This window comes from Streptomyces sp. NPDC107528 (assembly GCF_055639295.1).
In genome coordinates, this window is sequence record NZ_JBVKAV010000014.1 from 50,472 (window position 1) to 69,634 (window position 19,163).

26 protein-coding genes and 3 tRNA genes are annotated in these 19,163 nt (G+C 69.0%); 14 read left to right on the forward strand and 15 right to left on the reverse strand.

The window, feature by feature from the left end; all coding sequences use genetic code 11:
* Positions 1-597 carry a TetR/AcrR family transcriptional regulator gene (locus ACZ7L5_RS37265; protein ID WP_363038004.1) on the reverse strand — a complete coding sequence of 199 codons (597 nt, stop codon included), beginning with the start codon at positions 595-597 and terminating at the stop codon, positions 1-3.
* A gap of 117 nt (positions 598-714) precedes the next feature.
* On the opposite strand from ACZ7L5_RS37265, the gene ACZ7L5_RS37270 reads away from it, so the two are divergent.
* Entirely contained in the window at positions 715-1,347 is a 633-nt protein-coding gene (locus tag ACZ7L5_RS37270) for an NAD(P)-dependent oxidoreductase (protein ID WP_471522628.1), read from the forward strand.
* 60 nt (positions 1,348-1,407) lie between these two features.
* Here ACZ7L5_RS37270 and ACZ7L5_RS37275 read toward each other — a convergent pair whose 3' ends face one another.
* The 8 genes from ACZ7L5_RS37275 to ACZ7L5_RS37310 all read right to left on the reverse strand — a co-directional run bounded on the left by ACZ7L5_RS37275 (position 1,408) and on the right by ACZ7L5_RS37310 (position 6,533).
* Positions 1,408-2,463: a UDP-N-acetylmuramate dehydrogenase gene (locus tag ACZ7L5_RS37275; protein WP_471522630.1), complete on the reverse strand. Its 1,056-nt coding sequence runs from the start codon at positions 2,461-2,463 to the stop codon at positions 1,408-1,410.
* A gap of 334 nt (positions 2,464-2,797) precedes the next feature.
* Positions 2,798-4,258, reverse strand: coding sequence for an MFS transporter (locus ACZ7L5_RS37280; protein ID WP_471522632.1), 1,461 nt, complete (start codon positions 4,256-4,258; stop codon positions 2,798-2,800).
* A 111-nt stretch (positions 4,259-4,369) separates the two neighbouring features.
* Positions 4,370-4,936: a TetR/AcrR family transcriptional regulator gene (locus tag ACZ7L5_RS37285; RefSeq protein ID WP_471522634.1), complete on the reverse strand. Its 567-nt coding sequence runs from the start codon at positions 4,934-4,936 to the stop codon at positions 4,370-4,372.
* Positions 4,937-5,055: 119 nt separating this feature from the next.
* A complete protein-coding gene (locus tag ACZ7L5_RS37290; RefSeq protein ID WP_471522636.1) occupies positions 5,056-5,484 on the reverse strand; it encodes a MaoC family dehydratase in 429 nt (142 codons plus the stop codon).
* 4 nt (positions 5,485-5,488) lie between these two features.
* Positions 5,489-5,953, reverse strand: a complete 465-nt coding sequence (locus tag ACZ7L5_RS37295; protein WP_383249035.1) for an FAS1-like dehydratase domain-containing protein — start codon at positions 5,951-5,953, stop codon at positions 5,489-5,491.
* A gap of 134 nt (positions 5,954-6,087) precedes the next feature.
* Positions 6,088-6,252 carry a 50S ribosomal protein L33 gene (gene rpmG / locus ACZ7L5_RS37300; RefSeq protein WP_003948671.1) on the reverse strand — a complete coding sequence of 55 codons (165 nt, stop codon included), beginning with the start codon at positions 6,250-6,252 and terminating at the stop codon, positions 6,088-6,090.
* A gap of 89 nt (positions 6,253-6,341) precedes the next feature.
* Positions 6,342-6,414: transfer RNA gene (locus ACZ7L5_RS37305), tRNA-Met, on the reverse strand.
* A 46-nt stretch (positions 6,415-6,460) separates the two neighbouring features.
* A tRNA-Thr gene (locus ACZ7L5_RS37310) sits at positions 6,461-6,533 on the reverse strand.
* A 293-nt stretch (positions 6,534-6,826) separates the two neighbouring features.
* Between ACZ7L5_RS37310 and ACZ7L5_RS37315 the strand changes: the two genes are divergently transcribed.
* On the forward strand, positions 6,827-8,092 hold the full coding sequence (locus ACZ7L5_RS37315) for an amidohydrolase family protein (protein ID WP_471522638.1): 1,266 nt from the start codon (positions 6,827-6,829) through the stop codon (positions 8,090-8,092).
* 163 nt (positions 8,093-8,255) lie between these two features.
* A complete protein-coding gene (locus ACZ7L5_RS37320) occupies positions 8,256-8,912 on the forward strand; it encodes an SDR family oxidoreductase (protein WP_471522639.1) in 657 nt (218 codons plus the stop codon).
* 397 nt (positions 8,913-9,309) lie between these two features.
* Here the strand turns inward: ACZ7L5_RS37320 and ACZ7L5_RS37325 are convergent, their stop codons facing one another.
* On the reverse strand, positions 9,310-9,522 hold the full coding sequence (locus ACZ7L5_RS37325) for a hypothetical protein (RefSeq protein WP_328879940.1): 213 nt from the start codon (positions 9,520-9,522) through the stop codon (positions 9,310-9,312).
* Between the two features lie 231 nt (positions 9,523-9,753).
* Here ACZ7L5_RS37325 and ACZ7L5_RS37330 point away from each other — a divergent pair, with 231 nt between their 5' ends.
* From ACZ7L5_RS37330 to ACZ7L5_RS37370, 9 genes are read left to right on the forward strand one after another with little or no spacing between them, the layout of a single operon-like run.
* On the forward strand, positions 9,754-10,074 hold the full coding sequence (locus ACZ7L5_RS37330) for a gas vesicle protein GvpO (protein WP_363038017.1): 321 nt from the start codon (positions 9,754-9,756) through the stop codon (positions 10,072-10,074).
* Between the two features lie 40 nt (positions 10,075-10,114).
* Positions 10,115-10,582 carry a gas vesicle protein GvpJ gene (gene gvpJ, locus ACZ7L5_RS37335; protein WP_471522641.1) on the forward strand — a complete coding sequence of 156 codons (468 nt, stop codon included), beginning with the start codon at positions 10,115-10,117 and terminating at the stop codon, positions 10,580-10,582.
* 3 nt (positions 10,583-10,585) lie between these two features.
* Positions 10,586-11,335, forward strand: coding sequence for a GvpL/GvpF family gas vesicle protein (locus ACZ7L5_RS37340; protein ID WP_471522643.1), 750 nt, complete (start codon positions 10,586-10,588; stop codon positions 11,333-11,335).
* Between the two features lies 1 nt (position 11,336).
* The gene (locus tag ACZ7L5_RS37345) at positions 11,337-11,591 is read left to right on the forward strand and encodes a gas vesicle protein GvpG (RefSeq protein ID WP_328879943.1); all 255 of its coding nucleotides are present in this window, start codon (positions 11,337-11,339) and stop codon (positions 11,589-11,591) included.
* A 7-nt stretch (positions 11,592-11,598) separates the two neighbouring features.
* A complete protein-coding gene (locus ACZ7L5_RS37350; RefSeq protein WP_471522645.1) occupies positions 11,599-11,811 on the forward strand; it encodes a hypothetical protein in 213 nt (70 codons plus the stop codon).
* On the forward strand, positions 11,804-12,127 hold the full coding sequence (locus ACZ7L5_RS37355) for a gas vesicle protein (RefSeq protein WP_471522647.1): 324 nt from the start codon (positions 11,804-11,806) through the stop codon (positions 12,125-12,127). The genes ACZ7L5_RS37350 and ACZ7L5_RS37355 overlap by 8 nt, the downstream gene beginning before the upstream one ends.
* A 59-nt stretch (positions 12,128-12,186) precedes the next feature.
* Positions 12,187-12,999 (forward strand): GvpL/GvpF family gas vesicle protein, encoded by an 813-nt coding sequence (locus tag ACZ7L5_RS37360; protein WP_471522649.1) that lies wholly within the window; start codon positions 12,187-12,189, stop codon positions 12,997-12,999.
* Between the two features lie 3 nt (positions 13,000-13,002).
* The gene (locus ACZ7L5_RS37365; protein WP_471522651.1) at positions 13,003-13,230 is read left to right on the forward strand and encodes a gas vesicle protein; all 228 of its coding nucleotides are present in this window, start codon (positions 13,003-13,005) and stop codon (positions 13,228-13,230) included.
* Positions 13,227-13,505, forward strand: coding sequence for a gas vesicle protein K (locus ACZ7L5_RS37370; RefSeq protein WP_328879948.1), 279 nt, complete (start codon positions 13,227-13,229; stop codon positions 13,503-13,505). The genes ACZ7L5_RS37365 and ACZ7L5_RS37370 overlap by 4 nt, the downstream gene beginning before the upstream one ends.
* Before the next feature lie 509 nt (positions 13,506-14,014).
* On the opposite strand, the gene ACZ7L5_RS37375 is transcribed toward ACZ7L5_RS37370, so the two are convergent.
* Positions 14,015-14,096, reverse strand: a tRNA-Tyr gene (locus ACZ7L5_RS37375).
* Positions 14,097-14,319: 223 nt separating this feature from the next.
* Here ACZ7L5_RS37375 and ACZ7L5_RS37380 point away from each other — a divergent pair.
* Entirely contained in the window at positions 14,320-14,808 is a 489-nt protein-coding gene (locus ACZ7L5_RS37380; RefSeq protein WP_328879949.1) for a YajQ family cyclic di-GMP-binding protein, read from the forward strand.
* 146 nt (positions 14,809-14,954) lie between these two features.
* Here ACZ7L5_RS37380 and ACZ7L5_RS37385 read toward each other — a convergent pair whose 3' ends face one another.
* Positions 14,955-15,221 (reverse strand): GlsB/YeaQ/YmgE family stress response membrane protein, encoded by a 267-nt coding sequence (locus tag ACZ7L5_RS37385; protein ID WP_328879950.1) that lies wholly within the window; start codon positions 15,219-15,221, stop codon positions 14,955-14,957.
* A 136-nt stretch (positions 15,222-15,357) separates the two neighbouring features.
* Between ACZ7L5_RS37385 and ACZ7L5_RS37390 the strand changes: the two genes are divergently transcribed.
* The gene (locus ACZ7L5_RS37390; protein WP_471522654.1) at positions 15,358-16,620 is read left to right on the forward strand and encodes an APC family permease; all 1,263 of its coding nucleotides are present in this window, start codon (positions 15,358-15,360) and stop codon (positions 16,618-16,620) included.
* Between the two features lie 375 nt (positions 16,621-16,995).
* Here the strand turns inward: ACZ7L5_RS37390 and ACZ7L5_RS37395 are convergent, their stop codons facing one another.
* The 3 genes from ACZ7L5_RS37395 to htpX all read right to left on the reverse strand — a co-directional run bounded on the left by ACZ7L5_RS37395 (position 16,996) and on the right by htpX (position 18,974).
* Positions 16,996-17,562 carry an SMI1/KNR4 family protein gene (locus ACZ7L5_RS37395; protein ID WP_471522656.1) on the reverse strand — a complete coding sequence of 189 codons (567 nt, stop codon included), beginning with the start codon at positions 17,560-17,562 and terminating at the stop codon, positions 16,996-16,998.
* Positions 17,563-17,721: 159 nt separating this feature from the next.
* The gene (locus tag ACZ7L5_RS37400; protein WP_471018797.1) at positions 17,722-18,117 is read right to left on the reverse strand and encodes a YccF domain-containing protein; all 396 of its coding nucleotides are present in this window, start codon (positions 18,115-18,117) and stop codon (positions 17,722-17,724) included.
* Positions 18,114-18,974, reverse strand: a complete 861-nt coding sequence (gene htpX, locus ACZ7L5_RS37405) for a zinc metalloprotease HtpX (RefSeq protein ID WP_328879954.1) — start codon at positions 18,972-18,974, stop codon at positions 18,114-18,116. Before htpX ends, ACZ7L5_RS37400 begins: the two co-directional genes overlap by 4 nt.
* Positions 18,975-19,163: the final 189 nt, after the last annotated feature.

Below are 19,163 nucleotides of genomic sequence, written 5' to 3' on the forward strand. Positions count from 1 at the left end.
TCAGTCGGCGATACCGGCCAGCAGCGTGCGAGCCAGCCGGGCGGCGAACTCGTCCACCGGCGGCCTTACGGTCTCCTTCGTCGCGTCATAGGCGAACGCCCGCTGCGCGCAGGCTCCCATCAGCAGCGACGCCGCCGCGAACGTGTCCGTGTCCGTGCTGACCCGGCCCAGTTCCTGCTCGGCCCGCAGGTAGGTGTCGAGTTCCTGGATGGGCACGTGCGGGCCCGACCCCATCTGCCGTATGGCGTCATCGTGCCGCCGCTTGAGCTCGGTCTGCGCGTACAGCGACGCGGCGATCGGGAAGCTCTGTTCGTAGAACAGCGCCGCCTGGCGGGCGATCTCGGTGAGGTTCTCCTCGAGGGACCGCCGGCCCGGCTCGGCGGCGAGGCTGCTGAGCAGGGGGCGCAGCGGGGGCAGGCGCTCGGTGAGCACCCGGATGAACAGCTCTTCCTTGCTGTCGAAGTGCTTGTACAGCGCCGCCTCGGAGCATCCGGCCGCCCGCGCGATCTCCTTCGTCGTGGCCCGAGCGAGCCCGACGGTGAGCATCAGCTCATGGGCCGCGTCGAGGAGTCGGACCCGGGTCGGCTTGTTCTCCATGGCTTGTCCAATCGCCCTTGACGGTGGGTGAGTACTTACTCACTCTAGAGGGAGGCATGGGTGAGTGAATACTCACCCACCTATCCGACGACTCTTCTCATGCGTACGGGAGCTCTCATGAAACTCACCGTTTTCGGTGCCACCGGCGGTATCGGCAAGGAGATGGTCCGGCAGGCCCTGGACGCCGGTCACGAGGTCACGGCCGTCGTACGGGACCCCGCACGTCTCCCCCTCGCCGGTGACCGTCTGGAGGTGTTCCGCGCGGATCTCACCGACCCCGGTGCGCTACGGCCCGCCGTCGCCGGACGCGACGCCGTGCTGTCCGGCCTCGGTGCCCGCGGGCGCAAGGACGCGGGGGTCGCGGCAAGGCTGACCCGGACGGTGCTGGCGGCCCTGGAGGCCGAGGAGGTGCGACGGCTGCTCGTGGTCAGCGCCGCGCCGGTCGGGCCCGCACCCAGAGGGGACGGCTTCCTGGACCGTGCCGTGCTCGGCGTCGTGTCGGCGGTCCTCAAGGACATCTACGCCGACCTGCGCGAGATGGAGGCCGAGGTGGCCGGCAGCGGCACGGACTGGACGCTCGTACGGCCACCCCGTCTGCAGGACAAGCCGCTCAGCGGCGGGTACCGGACCGTCGTGGGCGGGTTTCCCAGCAAGGGGCGCTTCATCGGGCGGGCGGATGTGGCGCACGCGATGCTGCGGATGGTGGGGGACTCGGCGACGGTGAAGCAGGGGGTGGGTGTGGCCTACTGACGGCCCGGGCTGCGGGCTCGGGCCGGGCCCCGGGCGTACCGGGGCTACCGGGCGTACCGGCTAGAGGCTGACTCCGACCGTCACCGGCTCGTTCACCAGCGTGATGCCGAAGGTGTCGCGCACTCCTGCGACGACCTCGCGGGCGAGCGCGAGGAGGTCCTCGGTGGTTGCTTCGCCGCGGTTGGTGAGGGCGAGGGTGTGCTTGGTGGAGATGCGGGCAGGGCCGGTGCCGTAGCCCTTGGTGAAGCCGGCCTTGTCGATGAGCCAGGCCGCGGAGGTCTTGGTGTACCCCGCCCCTGCCGGGTACGCGGGCGGCTCCACGTCGGCGCCGAGGTGCTCGTGCACGCGCGCGTGGAAGGCCGTGAACTGCTCGTCGGTGAGGATCGGGTTGGTGAAGAAGGAGCCGGCCGACCAGGTGTCGTGGTCCTCCGGGTCCAGGACCATGCCCTTGCCGGCGCGCAGCTTCAGCACGGTCTCGCGGGCGGCAGCCAGGGGTACGCGGTCGCCGGGTTCGACGCCGAGGGCGCGGGCGGTCTCGGCGTACTTGATCGGGGCGGAGAGGCCTTCGGCGTTCTCCAGCCGGAAGCGGATGCGCAGGACGACGTAGCGGTCGGGGTCGGCCTTGAAGCGGCTGTGGCGGTAGGAGAAGGCACAGTCGGCGTTCGGGATGACGACGGTCTGGCCCGCCTGGCGGTCGTACGCGATCACCTCGGTGATCGTCGAGGAGACCTCCTGGCCGTACGCACCGACGTTCTGGATCGGCGTGGCGCCTGCGGAGCCTGGGATTCCGGCGAGGCACTCGATGCCGGCGAGCCCGGCTTCCACGGTGCGGGCGACGGCATCGGTCCACACCTCGCCTGCGGCCAGTTCGAGCGTGCTGCCGTCCAGCTCGAAGCCCTTCGTGGCGATGACGAGCGCGGTGCCGTCGAAGCCCTTGTCCCCGATGACCAGGTTCGATCCACCACCGATGATCAACAGCGGGGTGCCTTCGGCGTCGGCCTCACGCACGACGTCGATCACCTCTGCGTCGGTGGTGGCGGTGACCAGCCGGGTGGCGGGGCCGCCCAGGCGGAAGGTGGTGAGGGGGGCGAGGGGGGCGTCGTGGAGTTCCTGCACGGGCTCAAGAGTACGAGACGGTGGGGGGTGGGGTGCCTGCGGCGGCCTGTGGCTGTTCGGTGGGGGTTCGCGTAGCGCCTGCGGGTGTGTGGTGGGTCGGGGCCGTGCCGGGGGCACGCCACCACCACGGCCACTCCGCCGGTCACTTTTCGGCGCCGGCCAGGATCATTCAGCCCGTCCGGCGTTTGAGGACGAGGCCGTTCAGGCCGATGGGGTCCAGGGGGCGGAGCCCCCTGGCCGGGTCGAAGGGGCGGAGCCCCTGGAGGTGGGACGGGTAGGGGCGGCGGGGGCGAGAACTGCTGCCGAGCGGCACCCCCGCCGCGTTCAGGTCCGGTCAGCCGGCGACCGCCTCCAGCGTCGGCGCCTGCTCCGCCGGTCGCCCAACCTCGCCACCCCGCCCTCGCCCTCGCCCAGGGATCAGCAGCGCAGCCACCCCCGCCACAGCCACCACCACCGCACCGGTGACCAGCGCGGGCCGCAACCCGTCGACGAAGGTCTGGCCGGTCTCGTACCCACCCTGCGCGGAGAAGATCGACGCCATGACGGCGATGCCGAGCGCGCCGCCGACCTCACGCAGGGCGTTGTTCGCGCCGGACGCGATGCCCTGCTCCGAGACGCAGACGCTGGACATCACCAGGTGGGCGGCCGGGGCGAAGAACAGGGCCATGCCGATGCCGCTGATGATCAAGCCGGGCAGCTGGGCGGCGTAGGAGACGTCGGCGGTGACCACGGACGCCATGTAGGCGAGGCCGGCGGCCTGGAGGAACAGTCCGGTGGCCACGACGGGCCGGCCACCGATGCGGTCGGCGAGGATGCCGGCGATCGGCGCGACGAGCATCGGCATACCGGTCCACGGCAGCATCCGCAGCCCCGCCTCCGTCGGCGAGTAGCCGAGCACGATCTGCATGTACTGGCTGAGCAGGAAGATCGACCCGAACATGCCGAGGAACATCAGCATGCTCGCGGCATTTATCCCGGAGAACGCCCGGGAGCGGAACAGCCGCATCGGCAGCATCGGGTTCTTGGCGCGCGTGCTGTAGAGGACGAACCCGGCCAACAGCGCGCCTCCGGCGAACAGGCCGGTCAGAACCAGGCTTCCGGTCCAGCCGTCGGCGGGGCCGCGCACCAGGCCGTACACGATCCCGAAGAGACCGCCGCTGGCGAGCAGGGTGCCGGGGATGTCGAGCCGGGCGCCGACGCCGTACGACTCGGCGAGGCGCAGCCGGGCGAGCGGCAGCAGGGCGAGGCCCAGCGGAACGTTCAGCCAGAAGATCCACTGCCAGGAGATGTGCTCGGTGAGGCTGCCGCCGATCAGCGGCCCGGAGGCGATCGCGAGCCCGTTGACGGCACCCCAGATGCCGTACGCCATCCCGCGCTTGGCCGCGGGCACGGCCGCCGTCAGCAGGGTCAGCGTCAGCGGCATCATGATCGCCGCACCGGCGCCCTGCACCGCGCGGGCGGCGATCAGGGAGTCGATGCCGGGCGCGAGGGCCGCGGCGGCGGACGCCGCGGTGAAGATCGAGATGCCGACGAGGAAGAGTCGGCGACGGCCGAAGCGGTCGCCGAGTGCCGCGCCGAACATCAGCAGGACGGCGAAGGTGAGTGTGTACGCACTCACCGTCCACTCCAGGTCGTGCAGCCCTCCGCCCAGGTCCTCGCGGATGGAGGGCAGTGCGGTGGTGACGACGAGGTTGTCGAGCGCCGCCATGAACCCGGCGACGCTGGTGATGATCAGGGCCCAGGCGGCCCCGCCACGGCGCGTGGTCCGCGCGTTCTGTGTGGTCAGGTGTGACATCGGTCCCCCAGAAGTGATCCGTTCCGGCTACTGCTTCATGCTGCTCAGGTAGTTATTGGTCACTAACTTTCGGGATCATGAAGAGTCCAGGTGAGCCACCTCACCTCTCGTCTACGAGTGCTGCTCCCTGGCCCGCTTCGGCAGTTCCATCCCCGCCCAGACTCGATGGTCGGGAGGGAAGCCCATGGTGACGAGGCAGTTAATGAGCATCCCGTACGCCATGAAGGTCGTCGTCTCATGGACGTCCGCACCCAGCGGCAGATGGATGGTGTCCCACAACCGCGTCCAGCCTGCGCGTACGGCCTCACCGAACTCGTGGTCACCCTCCTGCTCGGCGGCCGCGACAGCGAGGTACATCTGCATCTGCATCATCAGCCGCTCGGGCTGCTCGGAGGCGGCTTTGCGGTACGCGGTACCCATGGCGCGCTCGGCCTCATCGCCCTCGAGCCCGTCGGAGGCCTCCGCGAACATCCGGATGGTGTCCTCCACGCAGCGCTCGGCCGCAGCGAGGAAGATCGCCTTCTTGCCCGGGAAGAGCCGGAAGAGATACGGCTGCGAGACGCCGACCCGCTTGGCGATCACCTCGGTCGACGTGCCGTAGTAGCCACCACGGGCGAACTCGGTCATCGCCGCGCGGATGACGCTCTCACGCCTCTCTTCCGCGCTCATCCTGGCCATGGAATCCAAGTTAGTACTCAATCACTAACCCGGCAAGTGGATGCGGCCGGAGAATGTGTAAGGGGCGCCCACCATTGGAGGACGCCCCTTACTTCACGGCACGCGCGTGACGCCGACTTTCACGCCAGCTGTACGACCGCCCGCGACATCCCGAGCACCTTCTGCTCGGCGCTCTTCACGGTCAGGTCCACGCGGACCCTGTTGTCGTCGAGCTTGACCGCGACCTTGCCGCTGACCTCAATCGTGGCGCCCAGGTCGTCGTTCGGTACGACGACGGGCTTGGTGAAGCGGACGCCGTATTCGACGACCGCGCCGGGGTCGCCGGTCCAGTCGGTCACGACGCGGATCGCCTCGGCCATGGTGAACATGCCGTGCGCGATGACGTCCGGCAGCCCGACCTCCTTGGCGAACTTCTCGTTCCAGTGGATCGGGTTGAAGTCACCCGAGGCACCCGCGTACTGAACGAGCGTGGCGCGGGTCACGGGGAAGCTCTGGGGCGGCAGTTCGGTGCCGACCTCGACATCGCCGTACGCGATCTTCGCCGTCATGGTCTCAGCCCTCCCCTTCTTCGGCGTCCGCCCCACGGGCCACGAGCTTGGTCCAGGCGGTCACGACGTGCTCCCCCGCCTCGTCGTGGACCTCGCCGCGGATGTCCAGGATCTCGTTGCCCGCCATGGACTTGATGGCCTCGATGGTCGACGTGACGGCCAGCCGGTCGCCGGCGCGCACCGGGCGTGTGTAGGCGAACTTCTGGTCGCCGTGCACGACGCGGCTGTAGTCCAGGCCCAGCTGCGGGTCCTTGAGGACCTGCCCGGCGGCCTTGAAGGTGATGGAGAACACGAAGGTCGGCGGGGCGATCACATCGGGGTGGCCAAGCGCCTTGGCGGCCTCCGGGTCCGTGTACGCCGGGTTGGCGTCCCCCACCGCCTCCGCGAACTCACGGATCTTCTCCCGGCCCACCTCGTAGGGGTCGGTGGGCGGGTAAGTCCGCCCCACGAAGGACTGGTCGAGCGCCATGGCTCGGCACCTCCTGCTGTCTTCTGCCGTTGACCTGCTGGTTCACCGGGAGCGGTCGAACCGACCGGTAACCGGGGCGGAAACGACGCGAGGCCGCCCCCACGATCGGGGACGGCCTCGCGTACGAGCCTGATTTATCGCGTTTCGCGATGCGCGGTGTGCGCATTGCAACGCGGGCAGTGCTTCTTCATCTCAAGACGGTCCGGGTTGTTACGCCGGTTCTTCTTGGTGATGTAGTTCCGCTCCTTGCACTCCACGCAGGCCAGCGTGATCTTCGGGCGGACGTCGGTGGCAGCCACGTGAGTGCTCCTTGACGAACGGATGGAATGAGTTAACGCAAAAAAGAGTAGCCGATCGAAGGACCGACCCCGCAATCGGCTACTGTCAGTAGCGGTGACCGGACTTGAACCGGTGACACAGCGATTATGAGCCGCTTGCTCTACCGACTGAGCTACACCGCTGTGATGTGATCGGGCCCCGCCTTGCGACGGGAACCTCACACACCAGAGCCCCAAAACGGAATCGAACCGTTGACCTTCTCCTTACCATGGAGACGCTCTGCCGACTGAGCTATTGGGGCGAGCGATGAAGACATTACACGCTCGGCAGCCGTTCACCCAAATCCGTTTCGCGGCACCTACCGGGGGCCGAACAGAGCGCCGCGCAGGCGTATCGCAGGCGTCTCGCAGGCCACTGCGGTACCGCCCGGGACGGCTCCGTTCGGCCGACCACACCGGTACGACTATTGCGCTCCTGCGCGCCCGGGCCGTATCGCCACCCTAGGCTCGACTCACTCTGCGTGATCTTGCGTGCCCGGCGCAGCCCCCGGCACCGTCCCGCAGCCCGCTGCGCAGCCCGAGCCTCTGGAGCGCGATGCCCGACAGTCATCCCCAGCCGCCGCACTCGTCGTCCTCGTCAGGCTCCTCCGGACCGGCCGACCCGGGTGCTCTGCTGCTGTGCGGGGCGCGGCTCACCGACGGCCGGACCGTGGACGTCCGGCTGGGCGGCGGGCGCATCGAGGCGGTCGGCACGGCCGGGAGCCTGGCGGGGGACGGCACGCACGCGTGCGGCGCGCGTGTGGACCTCGGCGGGTACCTGCTGCTGCCGGCCCCGGCCGAACCGCACGCCCACGGCGACACCGCGCTCTCGGCCGACGAGGGCGGCCCCGTCTCGTACGAGCCCCAGGACGTCCAGCGCCGGGCCACCGAGGCCGCCCTGCTCCAGCTCGGGCACGGCGCGACCGCGCTGCGGGCACACGTGCGTGTGGGCGACGTTCAGGGGCTGGGCGCGCTGGAGGCCGTCCTGCAGGCACGGCGTTCCCTGCGCGGGCTCACGGAGTTGACGACGGTGGCGATGCCGCGGCTGCTGACGGGAGTGGCCGGCGCCGAGGAGCTGGCCATGCTGCGGGACGCGCTGAAGATGGGCGCGTCCGTGGTCGGCGGCTGCCCCGACCTGGATCCGGATCCGACGGGCTACGTGGAGGCCGTCCTGGAGGTCGCCTCCGAACACGGCTGCCCCGTCGATCTGCACACCGACGCCACCGACCCGGCACGTCTGGCGCGGCTCGCGGCGATGGCCGGAGGGCTGCGCCCCGGCGTGACGCTCGGCCCGTGCGGTGGCCTGGGACGCCTGCCCGCCCAGGTGGCCTCCCGCACCGCGGACCAGCTCGCGGCGGCCGGGGTGACGGTGGTGTGCCTCCCCCAGGGCGGCTGCGGGGGCGCGGAACGGCGGAGCACGGCGCCCGTACGACTCCTGCGCGCCGCCGGCGTACGCGTTGCCGCAGGGAGCGGCGCCCTGAGGGACGTGTCGAACCCGGTGGGACGCGGGGACCCGCTTGAGGCCGCCTACCTGCTGTCGTCACGTCACGGGCTGCGCCCCGAGGACGCGTACGACGCCGTGAGCGCGTCGGCGCGCGCGGCGCTGGGTCTGTCCGAGGTGCGGGTGGAGGCGGGTTTCCCGGCCGAGTTGCTCGCGGTGCGCGGGGACCGGCTGGCGGGGGCGCTGTCCCTGGCGTACAGCCGCATCGTGGTGCACCGGGGGCGCGTGGTGACGCGGACGAGCGCGGTTCGGGAGTACTGCAACTCGGCCGTCGCCGCGGAGTTGGGGCTGCCGCGACAGGGGCGCGGAGAGGTGTCCTGAGGGATGTGGGTGCACGCCCGGCGGTGCGCGGGTGGCTCGTGCGCCGGCGTCGGCGTGTGAGGCGTGCGCCCGGCGCGGATACGTGAGGCGTCTGCCCGTGGTGACGTGAGGCGTGGCTGAAGTCGTGCGGCGAATGCGGCTGCCCGGGCGTACGGTCGAAGACATGCGCATTGTCATCGCTGGTGGTCATGGTCAGATCGCGCTGCGGCTGGAGCGACTGCTCGCCGCGCGCGGGAACGAGGTCGCGGGGATCATCCGCAAGGCCGAACAGGGCGACGATCTGCGGGAGGCCGGCGCCGAACCCGTCGTGCTGGACCTGGAGTCGGCCTCGGTCGAGGAGGTCGCGGCACAACTACGAGGTGCGGACGCGGCGGTGTTCGCCGCCGGCGCGGGGCCGGGCAGCGGGACGAGCCGCAAGGACACGGTGGACAAGGGCGCGGCGGTCCTGTTCGCGGACGCGGCGGTCCAGGCGGGCGTACGGCGCTTCGTGGTCGTGTCGTCCATGGGCGCGAACCCGGCGCACGAGGGCGACGAGATCTTCGACGTCTATCTGCGCGCCAAGGGCGGAGCCGACGAGTACGTCCGCGGTCTGGACGCCCTGGACTGGACGATCCTGCGCCCCGGCGCGCTGACGAACGACGCGGGAACGGGCCTGGTACGCCTGGAGGCTCACACCGGCCGCGGCCCGATCCCCCGCGATGACGTGGCCGCCGTGCTCGCGGAGTTGCTCGACACCCCGGCCACGGCCGGCCTGACCCTCGAACTCATCAGCGGCTCGGCCCCGGTGCCAGTGGCGGTGAAGTCGGTGGCAGGGAACTGAAGATGGGCCCCGAGGGGGCTCCGGCTCCCGCCGCGTAACAGACACGTCCGGACGGAGCCCGGCTGCACGGCCGCGAGGCGGTACGCGCGTGCTGGGCGCGGCAGTTCTCCGCCGGGCATCCTCTCGTGGGGCTGGATCGCGTATAGCTGACTCTCGTACGGCTGACTCCCGTACGGCTGGATCGCGTACGGCTGGATCGCGTACGGCTGGATCGCGTACGGCGCGACGGGCTGCGTCCGGACGCTGACGGCGCGGCGGTGGTACGGATGCGCGGCCAGGCCTCCAGCATCCGCCGACGGAGTGACATTCGGGGGCCAGTGCGACGGGGCCGTGTGAGGCTCGGAGCAGCACGTGATGGGGCCGTCGATGAGGTCTTGGCTGGCACTCGGCGGGGTCTTCAGAACAACGGAAGCTGCCCGGGGAAGTCGGGCACGACATACCCGTCCAATGCGGGCTGCGCGGCCCCGAGTTGCGTCGGTCGCCGTGATCCGGGGCATGACACGAGTTCCCCGTTCTGCCGTGCGCCGGGCGGATCATGCCGCGCGAACCGACCGGCGACGACGGCGATCTCACGACGGCACTCGGGGCAGCTTCTGCGAGGCGTGACCATGGGGTCAGTGTGCCCCGGCCGTGACTCAGGAACGCGAAGCCAGGATTCGAACCTGGGAAGGCTGAGTCGTCAGATGTGCCGCGTGATCGACCGGCATACCTCAGGCAGATCAAGCCGCCGAGGGCGGCTAGCGCTTCAGCTCTTCATGACCGCGTCGGCAGCAGCCCCGCACGTGCGCCCGAATGCTCCACTCGAAGTGCACGGTGCCGGATATTTACCAGACTCGAGTTCATGGCAGAAGAGCATCGGCCGCGCGCCAAAAAGACCTCGACGTCCACTGCTTCCCGCACACCGAGCGTGCGGGGAGCAGAACATGCCGCGCGTGCTGCCTGCCAGAGCCTGGAACGGCTGACCGGTCATCCCATGGAGGGCGTATCAGCGGTGGGGCGTGAGGACGACGGGTGGTGTGTCGTCGTGGATGTCCTTGAGCTGCCCCGAATTCCGGACACCACCAGCCTTCTCGCGTCTTACGAGGTGCGACTCGACCAGGACGGCGAACTCACGGAGTACCGCAGGGTCCGCCGGTATCAGCGGGGGTCCGCCGACGCATGACCAGTGACTCAGGTTCGCCCGACAACCGGAAGGACCCCACATGCCTGCGACCACCTACTCCGACGAGGTAGTGGCGTGCCCACCGCGGGCCGGCACGTTGTACGACACGCTCGAACTCATCCTCGATCGAGGCATGGTGATCGACGTGTTCGTCCGGGTCTCCCTGGTCGGCATCGAGATCCTCAAGATAGACGCGCGCATCGTTGTGGCGAGCGTGGACACATACCTGCGATTCGCAGAAGCGTGCAACCGGCTCGACCTGGAGCGGGACTCCGGCAGCACCACCGTTCCCGAACTGCTGGGCGGCAGTGCTGCCAGATCCATCGGCAAACGCAAGGCCCGCAAGGCCGCGTCGAGCATGGGAGACACCGTTCGCAAGGTCATCGGGGGTCGTGGTGACGATTCCGACGAGCCTGATGAGGACGAGGAAGAGCAGCAGGAACAGCCGAAGAAGCGGCGTGCTCCGGCCCGGGGCAGTACGAGTCGTCGCCGAACCGCGGAGGGGTGAGTCGTGACCACCAATGGTGTCTACGTCTACGCGGTGATCCGGGCGGAAATGGCGCTGCCGGCAGACGCACGAGGTGTCGGCAGCCCGGCCGCCCAGCTGCGGCCGGTCCGGCAGGGGCGCGTCGCCGCTGTCGTCAGTGAGGCTCCCCCGAACCTCCGCGCCAGACGCCGCGACCTGCTCGCTCACCAGGATCTGTTGCTGCGCCTTTCGGAACAGGGCTCGGTACTGCCCATGCGGTTCGGCATAGTCGCACCTGATGAGGAGACGGTGCGCGGCCAGCTGGCGGCAGGTGAAGCGGACCACATGACTGCACTCGAACACCTCTCGGGTGCGGTCGAGGTCAACATCAAGGCATTTCCGGCACAGGACGCGCTGGCAAGCCTTGTCGCGCAGGACAAGAAGGTCCGTCGGCTGCGGGACGAAGTGCGTCGACGGCCCGGCTACGAAGCCAGCCTCCGGCTGGGCGAGGCCGTCGCGGCAGCTCTGCAGAGCAGAGCCGCCGAAGCCGGTCGGCGAGTTCTGAGCGAGCTCACCCCCAAGGCCCGAGCGGTGGCCCCGGGGCCTGAAGTCCAAGGATGCGTGCTCAACACGTCGTTCCTCGTCGACAGCAGCGACAGCGATGCCTTTCGAGGGGCGGCGGAGGAATTCGCCCGCACCAACCGCGACCGAGTTGAGCTGCGCCTTTCGGGTCCGCTGCCTTGCTACAGCTTCGTATCCAGTGAAGGCGCTCCCGTCCTGACCGCCGGAGTCTGAGATGGGACTGATCACCGGACTTCTCACCCTCCCCATTGCGCCGGTCCGTGGCGTTGTCTGGGTCACGGAGAAACTCCAGGACGCGGCCGAACGCGAGTTGTACGACCCGGGAGTAATCCGCGCCCAGCTGGCTCTGCTGAACCAGGAACTGGAGGACGGAGACATCGGCCTGGAGGAGTTCGAACGAGAAGAGGAACGGCTGCTCGACCGGCTGCATGCCGCAGGGTCCTGTTCCGCGTCGAACGATCGAAGGTGACGGACTCATGGATTCCAGGGACAAGGTGGCCATCGCGGCTGCAAAGGATGAACAGGAGGAACCGGAGGAACGGGAGGAACCGGAGGAACCGGAGGGCGACTGGGACGAGGGCGAAGAGGTGGCAGAGGACGAAGCCAAAGCCTCATACGGGAACCAGACGGAGGAAGAGGAAGCAGAAGCTTCCAGGAAGAGGCCAGAACGGAGGCGGCGCCGTGTCTGACGTCGACTTCCGACAGGACCCCTACCTCGCCTCCGGCCCTCAGACCACCAACCTCGCCGACATTCTCGAACGCGTTCTGGACAAAGGAATCGTGATCGCGGGCGACATCAAGATCGATCTCCTTGACATCGAACTGCTCACCATTCGACTTCGCCTGTTCGTGGCATCCGTGGATACCGCGAAGAAGGCCGGAATCGACTGGTGGGAAAGCGATCCGGCGCTCAGCTCACGTGCTTACCGCAACGCCTTGCAGGAAGAGAACCAGGAATTGCGCGAGCGGCTGAAATCGCTCGAGGCCGAGACATCGGACAAATAGCCTCAGCGCTCCACAGCAACGCCCGAAAGCCAGCAATGCACCAAGGAGAACGTAGGTACATGACAGAGCGCGACCTTGAGCATTCGGACGACAACGCCACCTACGTGTTCGCTGTCTGCTGGAACCCGAACCTGTCGGCCGTCGCCGGCCTGCCGGGAGTAACCGACGAGGCGCCTGTGGGCACGCTGTCACTGGGGACGCTGACAGCGATCGTCCAGACCGTCCGAGCCGGCGACTTCACGGATGAAGCCTGGCAGGCGCGCCTGTCCGACCAACGGGAACTGGAACGCTACGCACGGGCCCACCACGACGTCGTCTCTGCGGTCGCGGCCTGCTGCCCTACTGTTCCCCTACCGATGGCCACCGTCTACCACGGTGCCGAGAGGGCACGAGACGCGCTGGCCAAAGAGGCGGGGCGATTCCACGCCGCGCTCAAGCGCATCGCGCACCACGCCGAATGGGGCGTCAAGGTCTACGCGCCGCCGAGCCCGCCCGACACCGCAAACCGGACGCCGATCCGGCGGGGCACGCCGCCAGACCGAACCCGCCCGGCGCCCGGCGCCGGCCTCGCCTACCTGAACAGCAAACGAGGCGCGCAGGAGCGCCGCGAGCGGAGCCAGAACGAGGCCCTGCGGACCGCGGAAACGGTGGATGTCCAAATCCGTGGTCTCGCCACCGCGTCCCGCAGACTGCGGCCGCACCTCCAGCCCTCCGAGGATCGACGGGTCCAGGTCCTCAACGCGACGTATCTCGTGGCAGAGCACCGCGCCGAGGAGCTTGCCCTCCTGGCACGGACGCTGCGGGAACGCACCGGGGCGCACATCGAGCTGTCGGGGCCGTGGGTGCCCTATTCATTCGTGGGCGAGGTGTAGACCGTGACGCACGAAGTCGTGCCCTGGGACAGCCCCAGGTCGCTCAGTGGCCCCATCGGGGTACCGCTCGTCGACCTGTTGGACCGCGTCCTGGCAACCGGCGTAGTGATCAGTGGTGACCTGGTCATCGCCATCGCTGACGTTCCACTGGTACGCCTGTCGCTTCATGCCCTGCTCTCCTCCGTCAACGAACGGGTCCCCGCTCCCTGGGCGGACGGCGGCCCCCTATGACCAGCTCCCGACTCGACCTGGACTCCGACCAGATGGGACGCGACCTCGTCGCCCTGGTGCTCACCGTGGTCGAACTCCTCAGGCAACTGATGGAGCGCCAGGCGATTCGCCGGATCGAGCAGGGCGACCTCAGCGATGAACAGGTTGACGAGATCGGGACCACTCTGATGCTGCTCGACCAGCGGATGACCGAACTCTGCGAGCAACACGGAGTGCGTCCAGAGGACCTCAATCTCGACCTCGGCCCGCTCGGAACCCTTCTGCCCCGAAGCTGAAGACGTTGGTCCGGTTCGGCCGCATCCGTCAGCATCGCTGCCCTCGCCGCGAGCGCGGCGGCCCGCCGTCGGCCCACCAGGCCATGCATCCGCACCGGTTCCTGCTCGGGAACGGGCACAATTCGTTGCTCTGAGACCCACCGGGGCCGCCCCCCTGCGCCCTACGGTGCCCGCTGCCTCGTCGGCACGCGGAGGCATTCCAGGAGCTACACCGTCAAAGCCCAAGCCGACGGCCGCTGTTCGAAGCTGATGAGCGCGCTCCTCTCCGGTGCGCCCCATGAAGGTCGCAGGGCCGGACGGACACTCCGTGGCCCTGCCACTCCGCGTGGGACGGCACAGGACTTCCTGTAGGGGAAGCCTGGGGGACACACGCCGATCAGCCCCGGACATCACCTGAGACAAGCCGGGACAATCCAGGCATTGCACACTTACTTCGAAAAGGCTTGCCCCACACGAAGAGACCCCTTCCGATCTACGTTTCCGCAGATCGGAAGGGGTCTTCCCTAGTGTGGCGGCGCCAGGATTCGAACCTGGGAAGGCTGAGCCGGCAGATTTACAGTCTGCTCCCTTTGGCCGCTCGGGCACACCGCCTGGGTCGCTGCCTTTCGAACCGCTTTTCGGCGGTGCTCGCTGGCAACGACGTAAACAATACCCGATGGGGAGGGGTGCTTCGCCACCCGATTGATCGCCTCCCGGGGGACACGGGGTGGCTAGGCTTGTCCGGATGCGGTCCCGGGTTGCCCCGGGCTCGGCGGCCACCCCCACGCCCGCCGATACGCACTCCACACGCACTCGATACAAGGAGCCACAGGACATGGCCGACTCCAGTTTCGACATCGTCTCGAAGGTCGAGCGGCAGGAGGTCGACAACGCCCTCAACCAGGCCGCCAAGGAGATCTCGCAGCGCTACGACTTCAAGGGCGTGGGTGCCTCGATCTCGTGGTCCGGTGAAAAGATCCTGATGGAGGCGAACTCCGAGGACCGGGTGAACGCTGTCCTCGACGTCTTCCAGTCCAAGCTGATCAAGCGCGGCATCTCGCTGAAGGCCCTGGACGCGGGCGAGCCCCAGCTCTCGGGCAAGGAGTACAAGATCTTCGCGTCGATCGAGGAGGGCATCTCCCAGGAGAACGCAAAGAAGGTGGCGAAGATCATTCGCGACGAGGGCCCGAAGGGCGTGAAGGCCCAGGTGCAGGGCGATGAACTGCGGGTCAGCTCCAAGAGCCGGGACGACCTCCAGGCCGTGATCACTCTGCTGAAGGGCAAGGACTTCGACTTCGCGCTGCAGTTCGTGAACTACCGGTGAGCAACTGATCCGATGCCCCCAGCGGCTCGGCTTCGACACCTGCTGCGGCTACGGCCGCGACTTCCAAGCCGTACGAGGAAGGGTGGGCACCTCTGGTGCCCACCCTTCTCGCCTGCTGGCTGCGGTCCGGGGTCTGCTCGCCTCGCTCAGTTGCGCGAGTGGCCGAACAGGAGGCGGTAAGCGATCAGGAGCACCAGGGAGCCGCCGATCGCGGAGGCCCAGGTGGCGCCGTCGTAGAAGTCCTTGGTGATGGGGTGGTCCAGCCAGCGGGCCGAGATCCAGCCACCGATGAACGCGCCCGCGACACCGATGAGCGTCGTGCCGATGAAGCCGCCCGGGTCACGGCCCGGCAGCAGAACCTTGGCGATGGCTCCGGCCAACAGCCCCAGAATGATCCAGCTGATGATCGTCATGCCGTGAACCTGCCCTTCCGCGCTGTGCCTGCACTTTCCGGGCACTGTGATTTCGGGCGCGCTTATTCGTGCTCTGTTGATGAGCAGGACGTCACCGTGGTGCCCCTCGGTTGCAGCGATCAGTAGGGTTCGGGCCATGGCACGGTCAAGTTCCGCCTCCTCCGAGCTGCGGCGCACCCTCGGTGTCGGCGACGCCGTGGTCATCGGGCTCGGCTCGATGGTCGGGGCCGGGATCTTTGCCGCCCTCGCCCCGGCTGCGCACGCGGCCGGGTCCGGACTGCTGCTCGGGCTCGCGGTGGCGGCTGTGGTCGCCTACTGCAACGCCGCGTCGTCGGCGCGACTGGCCGCCCTGTACCCGGCCTCGGGCGGCACGTATGTGTACGGGCGCGAGCGGCTCGGGGAGTTCTGGGGCTATCTCGCGGGCTGGTCGTTCGTAGTCGGTAAGACGGCCTCCTGTGCGGCAATGGCGCTCACCGTGGGCGCGTACGTCTGGCCGGGGCAGGCACATGCGGTGGCGGTCGCGGCGGTGGTGGCGCTGACCGCGGTGAACTACGGCGGTGTCCAGAAGTCCGCCTGGCTGACCCGGGTGATCGTGGCAGTGGTCCTGGCTGTCCTCGCTTGCGTGGTGGTCGTGTGTCTGGGGTCCGGTCAGTCCGACGCCGGTCGTCTGGAGGTCGGGGCCTCGGGCGGAGTACTGCAGGCGGCGGGACTGCTGTTCTTCGCGTTCGCCGGGTACGCGCGGATCGCGACCCTCGGTGAGGAGGTGCGGGACCCGGCGCGCACCATCCCCCGGGCGATTCCGCTGGCACTGGGTATCGCGCTGACGGTGTACGTATGTGTGTCGGTGGCTGTCCTTTCCGTTCTGGGGTCGGATGCTCTCGGCGAGGCGGGCGCGCCGCTTGCCGACGCCGTGCGGGCGGCAGGGGTGCCGGGGCTGGAGCCTGTGGTGCGGGTGGGTGCGGCCGTCGCCGCGCTTGGCTCGCTGCTCGCTCTGATCCTGGGTGTCTCGCGGACGACGCTGGCCATGGCCCGCGACCGGCATCTGCCTGGCGCCCTCGCCGCAGTGCATCCCCGCTTCCAGGTGCCGCACCGGGCCGAACTGGCCGTGGGCGCGGTGGTCGCTGTCCTGGCCGCCACCGTGGACGTGCGCGGCGCGATCGGGTTCTCCTCCTTCGGTGTGCTGGCGTACTACGCGGTGGCCAATGCCTCGGCCTGGACTCTCAACTCGGCGGCGGCTTCGCGAGTCGTGCCGGTGGTGGGCCTCGTCGGGTGCATGGTCCTGGCGTTCTCGCTTCCATGGGTCTCGGTTGGCGTCGGTGCGGGCGTACTGGCGGTGGGCGTGGTCGCGTACGGGGGACGGCGGTGGATGGCCCGGCGGTCGGGGGACAAGGGGCGGTAGGCCGACGGACGCGCACGTGATGCTGGTTGGGGGCGGAGCGTGGGGTCGGTGGCTGGGCGGGTGGGAGTGTGGCGGCCGACCACCGGGGGGGTGGGTGATGGGTCGGGTAATCGGTCTGCTCAGGACGGGCCGACGCTGACCGACCAGCAGTCGCAGCAGGCCGCAGGGGGCATTGGCCTGCCGCGCAGTGGCCATGGCCTGCCGCCATGTGGTGGTGACTGCGGTCCTTGGTCCACCCGGCGGCCACGTCGGTCCTCTAGGTGAAAACGGCCTGCTCAGCACGCTCGGAGTGCCCGCCGGCCGTCGCTCCATTCCACCTGTCGAGCCACTCGACCGGGCCGTCGGTCCACCAGGTGACCGCCGATCCGCGACTCCTCAGGACGCCCCGGCCGTAGCCGTACGTATGCGGAAGTCGGCCCACGGGGCCAGCTCCGGTTCCTCGTTCATCTCCTCGTACCAGCCCGTGCCGTCGGCCCAGGCGCGCAGCCAGTCCGTGAGGGCCGGGGCGTCCACGAACCACGCCCGGTCGGCGTCGTCGGCGTTCGGTTCGAAGAGCAGGACAGTGGCCTGCTGGCTCTGGCAGTCCACGCACGCGTACATGGCGCAGCCCCAGTGGGATACCGGCAGGACGCCGTCGGGCCAGGGCCAGTCGGGGTCCTTGCGGCCGCTCTCGCGGTTGGCGAGATACTGCGTGACGGCAGCGGGTTCGCCGGACGGAGGACTGTCGAGCAGGGGCAGCAGGCCGTACTCCGGACCAAATCCGCCGTCCCCTATACGCAAGTAGAGGTCGGCGAGAAGCGGGGGCAGGCGGAAGCCGAGGGCGGCCTCGGCGCGGGCCACGGTGGCCGCGTCGACGGGCTCGGGGAGCGAAGTCCAGCCCCACGGTCGGGTGTTGCGGGCCTTGTCCGCCACCCTCGTCAGCAGCTGCTCGTTCTCGGTCATGCATTCATGATGCAAGCCGCCACTGACAATCGAGTGGGCCTGTGGATAACTCCGGGTTGTGGAAAAACCCGTGTCTGTCGCCCGGCTCGTTGGCCCCGCGGCGCGGTCCGCTCCCGGGCTCGGTCCGCCCCCCAACTCGCCCCTGCCCGCTCCGCTCCGCTACCAGCCCTGAGCGAACGGCTCGTCCGTCGGCACGATTTCGCGGCCCAGCGGGAACAGCGACACCGGGATCAGCTTGAAGTTGGCGACGCCGAACGGGATGCCGATGATCGTGATGCACAGCACGAGGCCGGTGACGATGTGGCCGATGGCCAGCCACCAGCCCGCGAGGACCAGCCAAAGGACGTTGCCGACGCATGAGGGGGCTCCGGCGTCGCGGCGTTCGATCGTCGTGTACCCGAAGGGCCACAGCGCGTAGACGCCGATGCGGAAGGCCGCGATACCGAACGGGATGCCGATGATGGTGATGCACAGGAGTAGGCCCGCGGCCAGGTAGGCGATGAACAGCCAGAAGCCGCTCAGGACGAGCCAGATGACGTTCAGGATGGTCTTCATCGGGAACCTGCCATCTTTTGGAGTCGGGCGATTCGGTCCGCCATGGGCGGGTGGGTGGAGAACATCTTGGAGAACCCCTGACCTGGGCGAAAGGGGTTCGCGATCATCATGTGACTGGCCGTCTCGATGCGGGGCTCGGGGGGCAGCGGGAGCTGCTTGGTGCCGAGTTCGAGCTTGTGCAGGGCGCTGGCGAGGGCGAGCGGGTCGCCGGTGAGCTGGGCGCCGGACGCATCGGCCTCGTACTCCCTGGAGCGGCTGATGGCCAGTTGGATGAGCGTGGCGGCGAGCGGGCCGAGGATCATGATCAGCAGGATGCCGAGGATACCGGGGCCGTCGTCGTCATCGGAGCGGCCGATCGGGATCAGCCAGGCGAAGTTGACGAGAAACATGATCACCGAGGCTAGGGCGCCGGCGACCGACGAGATCAGGATGTCCCGGTTGTAGACGTGACTGAGTTCGTGGCCGATGACGCCGCGCAGCTCGCGCTCGTCGAGGAGGCGCAGGATTCCTTCGGTGCAGCACACGGCGGCGTTGCGCGGGTTGCGGCCGGTCGCGAACGCGTTCGGCGCCTCTGTCGGGGAGATGTAGAGACGGGGCATGGGCTGGCGGGCCTGGGTGGAGAGCTCGCGGACCATGCGGTACAGGGCCGGGGCCTCGAACTCGCTGACCGGGCGGGCGCGCATCGCACGTAGCGCCAGCTTGTCGCTGTTCCAGTACGCGTACGCGTTCGTGGCCAGCGCGATCAGGACCGCAATGATGAGCCCCATCCGGCCGAAGAAGCTGCCGATGACGATGATGACTGCGGACAGTCCCCCGAGGAGGACTGCGGTCCTGAGCCCGTTGTGCCGGCGGTGCACGGTACGCCCTCCAAGTGGTGCGGCAGGGGAACCCTTTGCTGGTCGATCTCCGATGCCACTGATGCCGTGGTCTCACGTCCAGTGGACCCTTCTGTACTGGTCAACGCCAGGCGAGGGCCACGGGTTCCCTGGTGAGCCGGGCGGCAGGCGTGGGCCGTCCGGGTGAAGGCGCCGACGTGCGGCTACGCG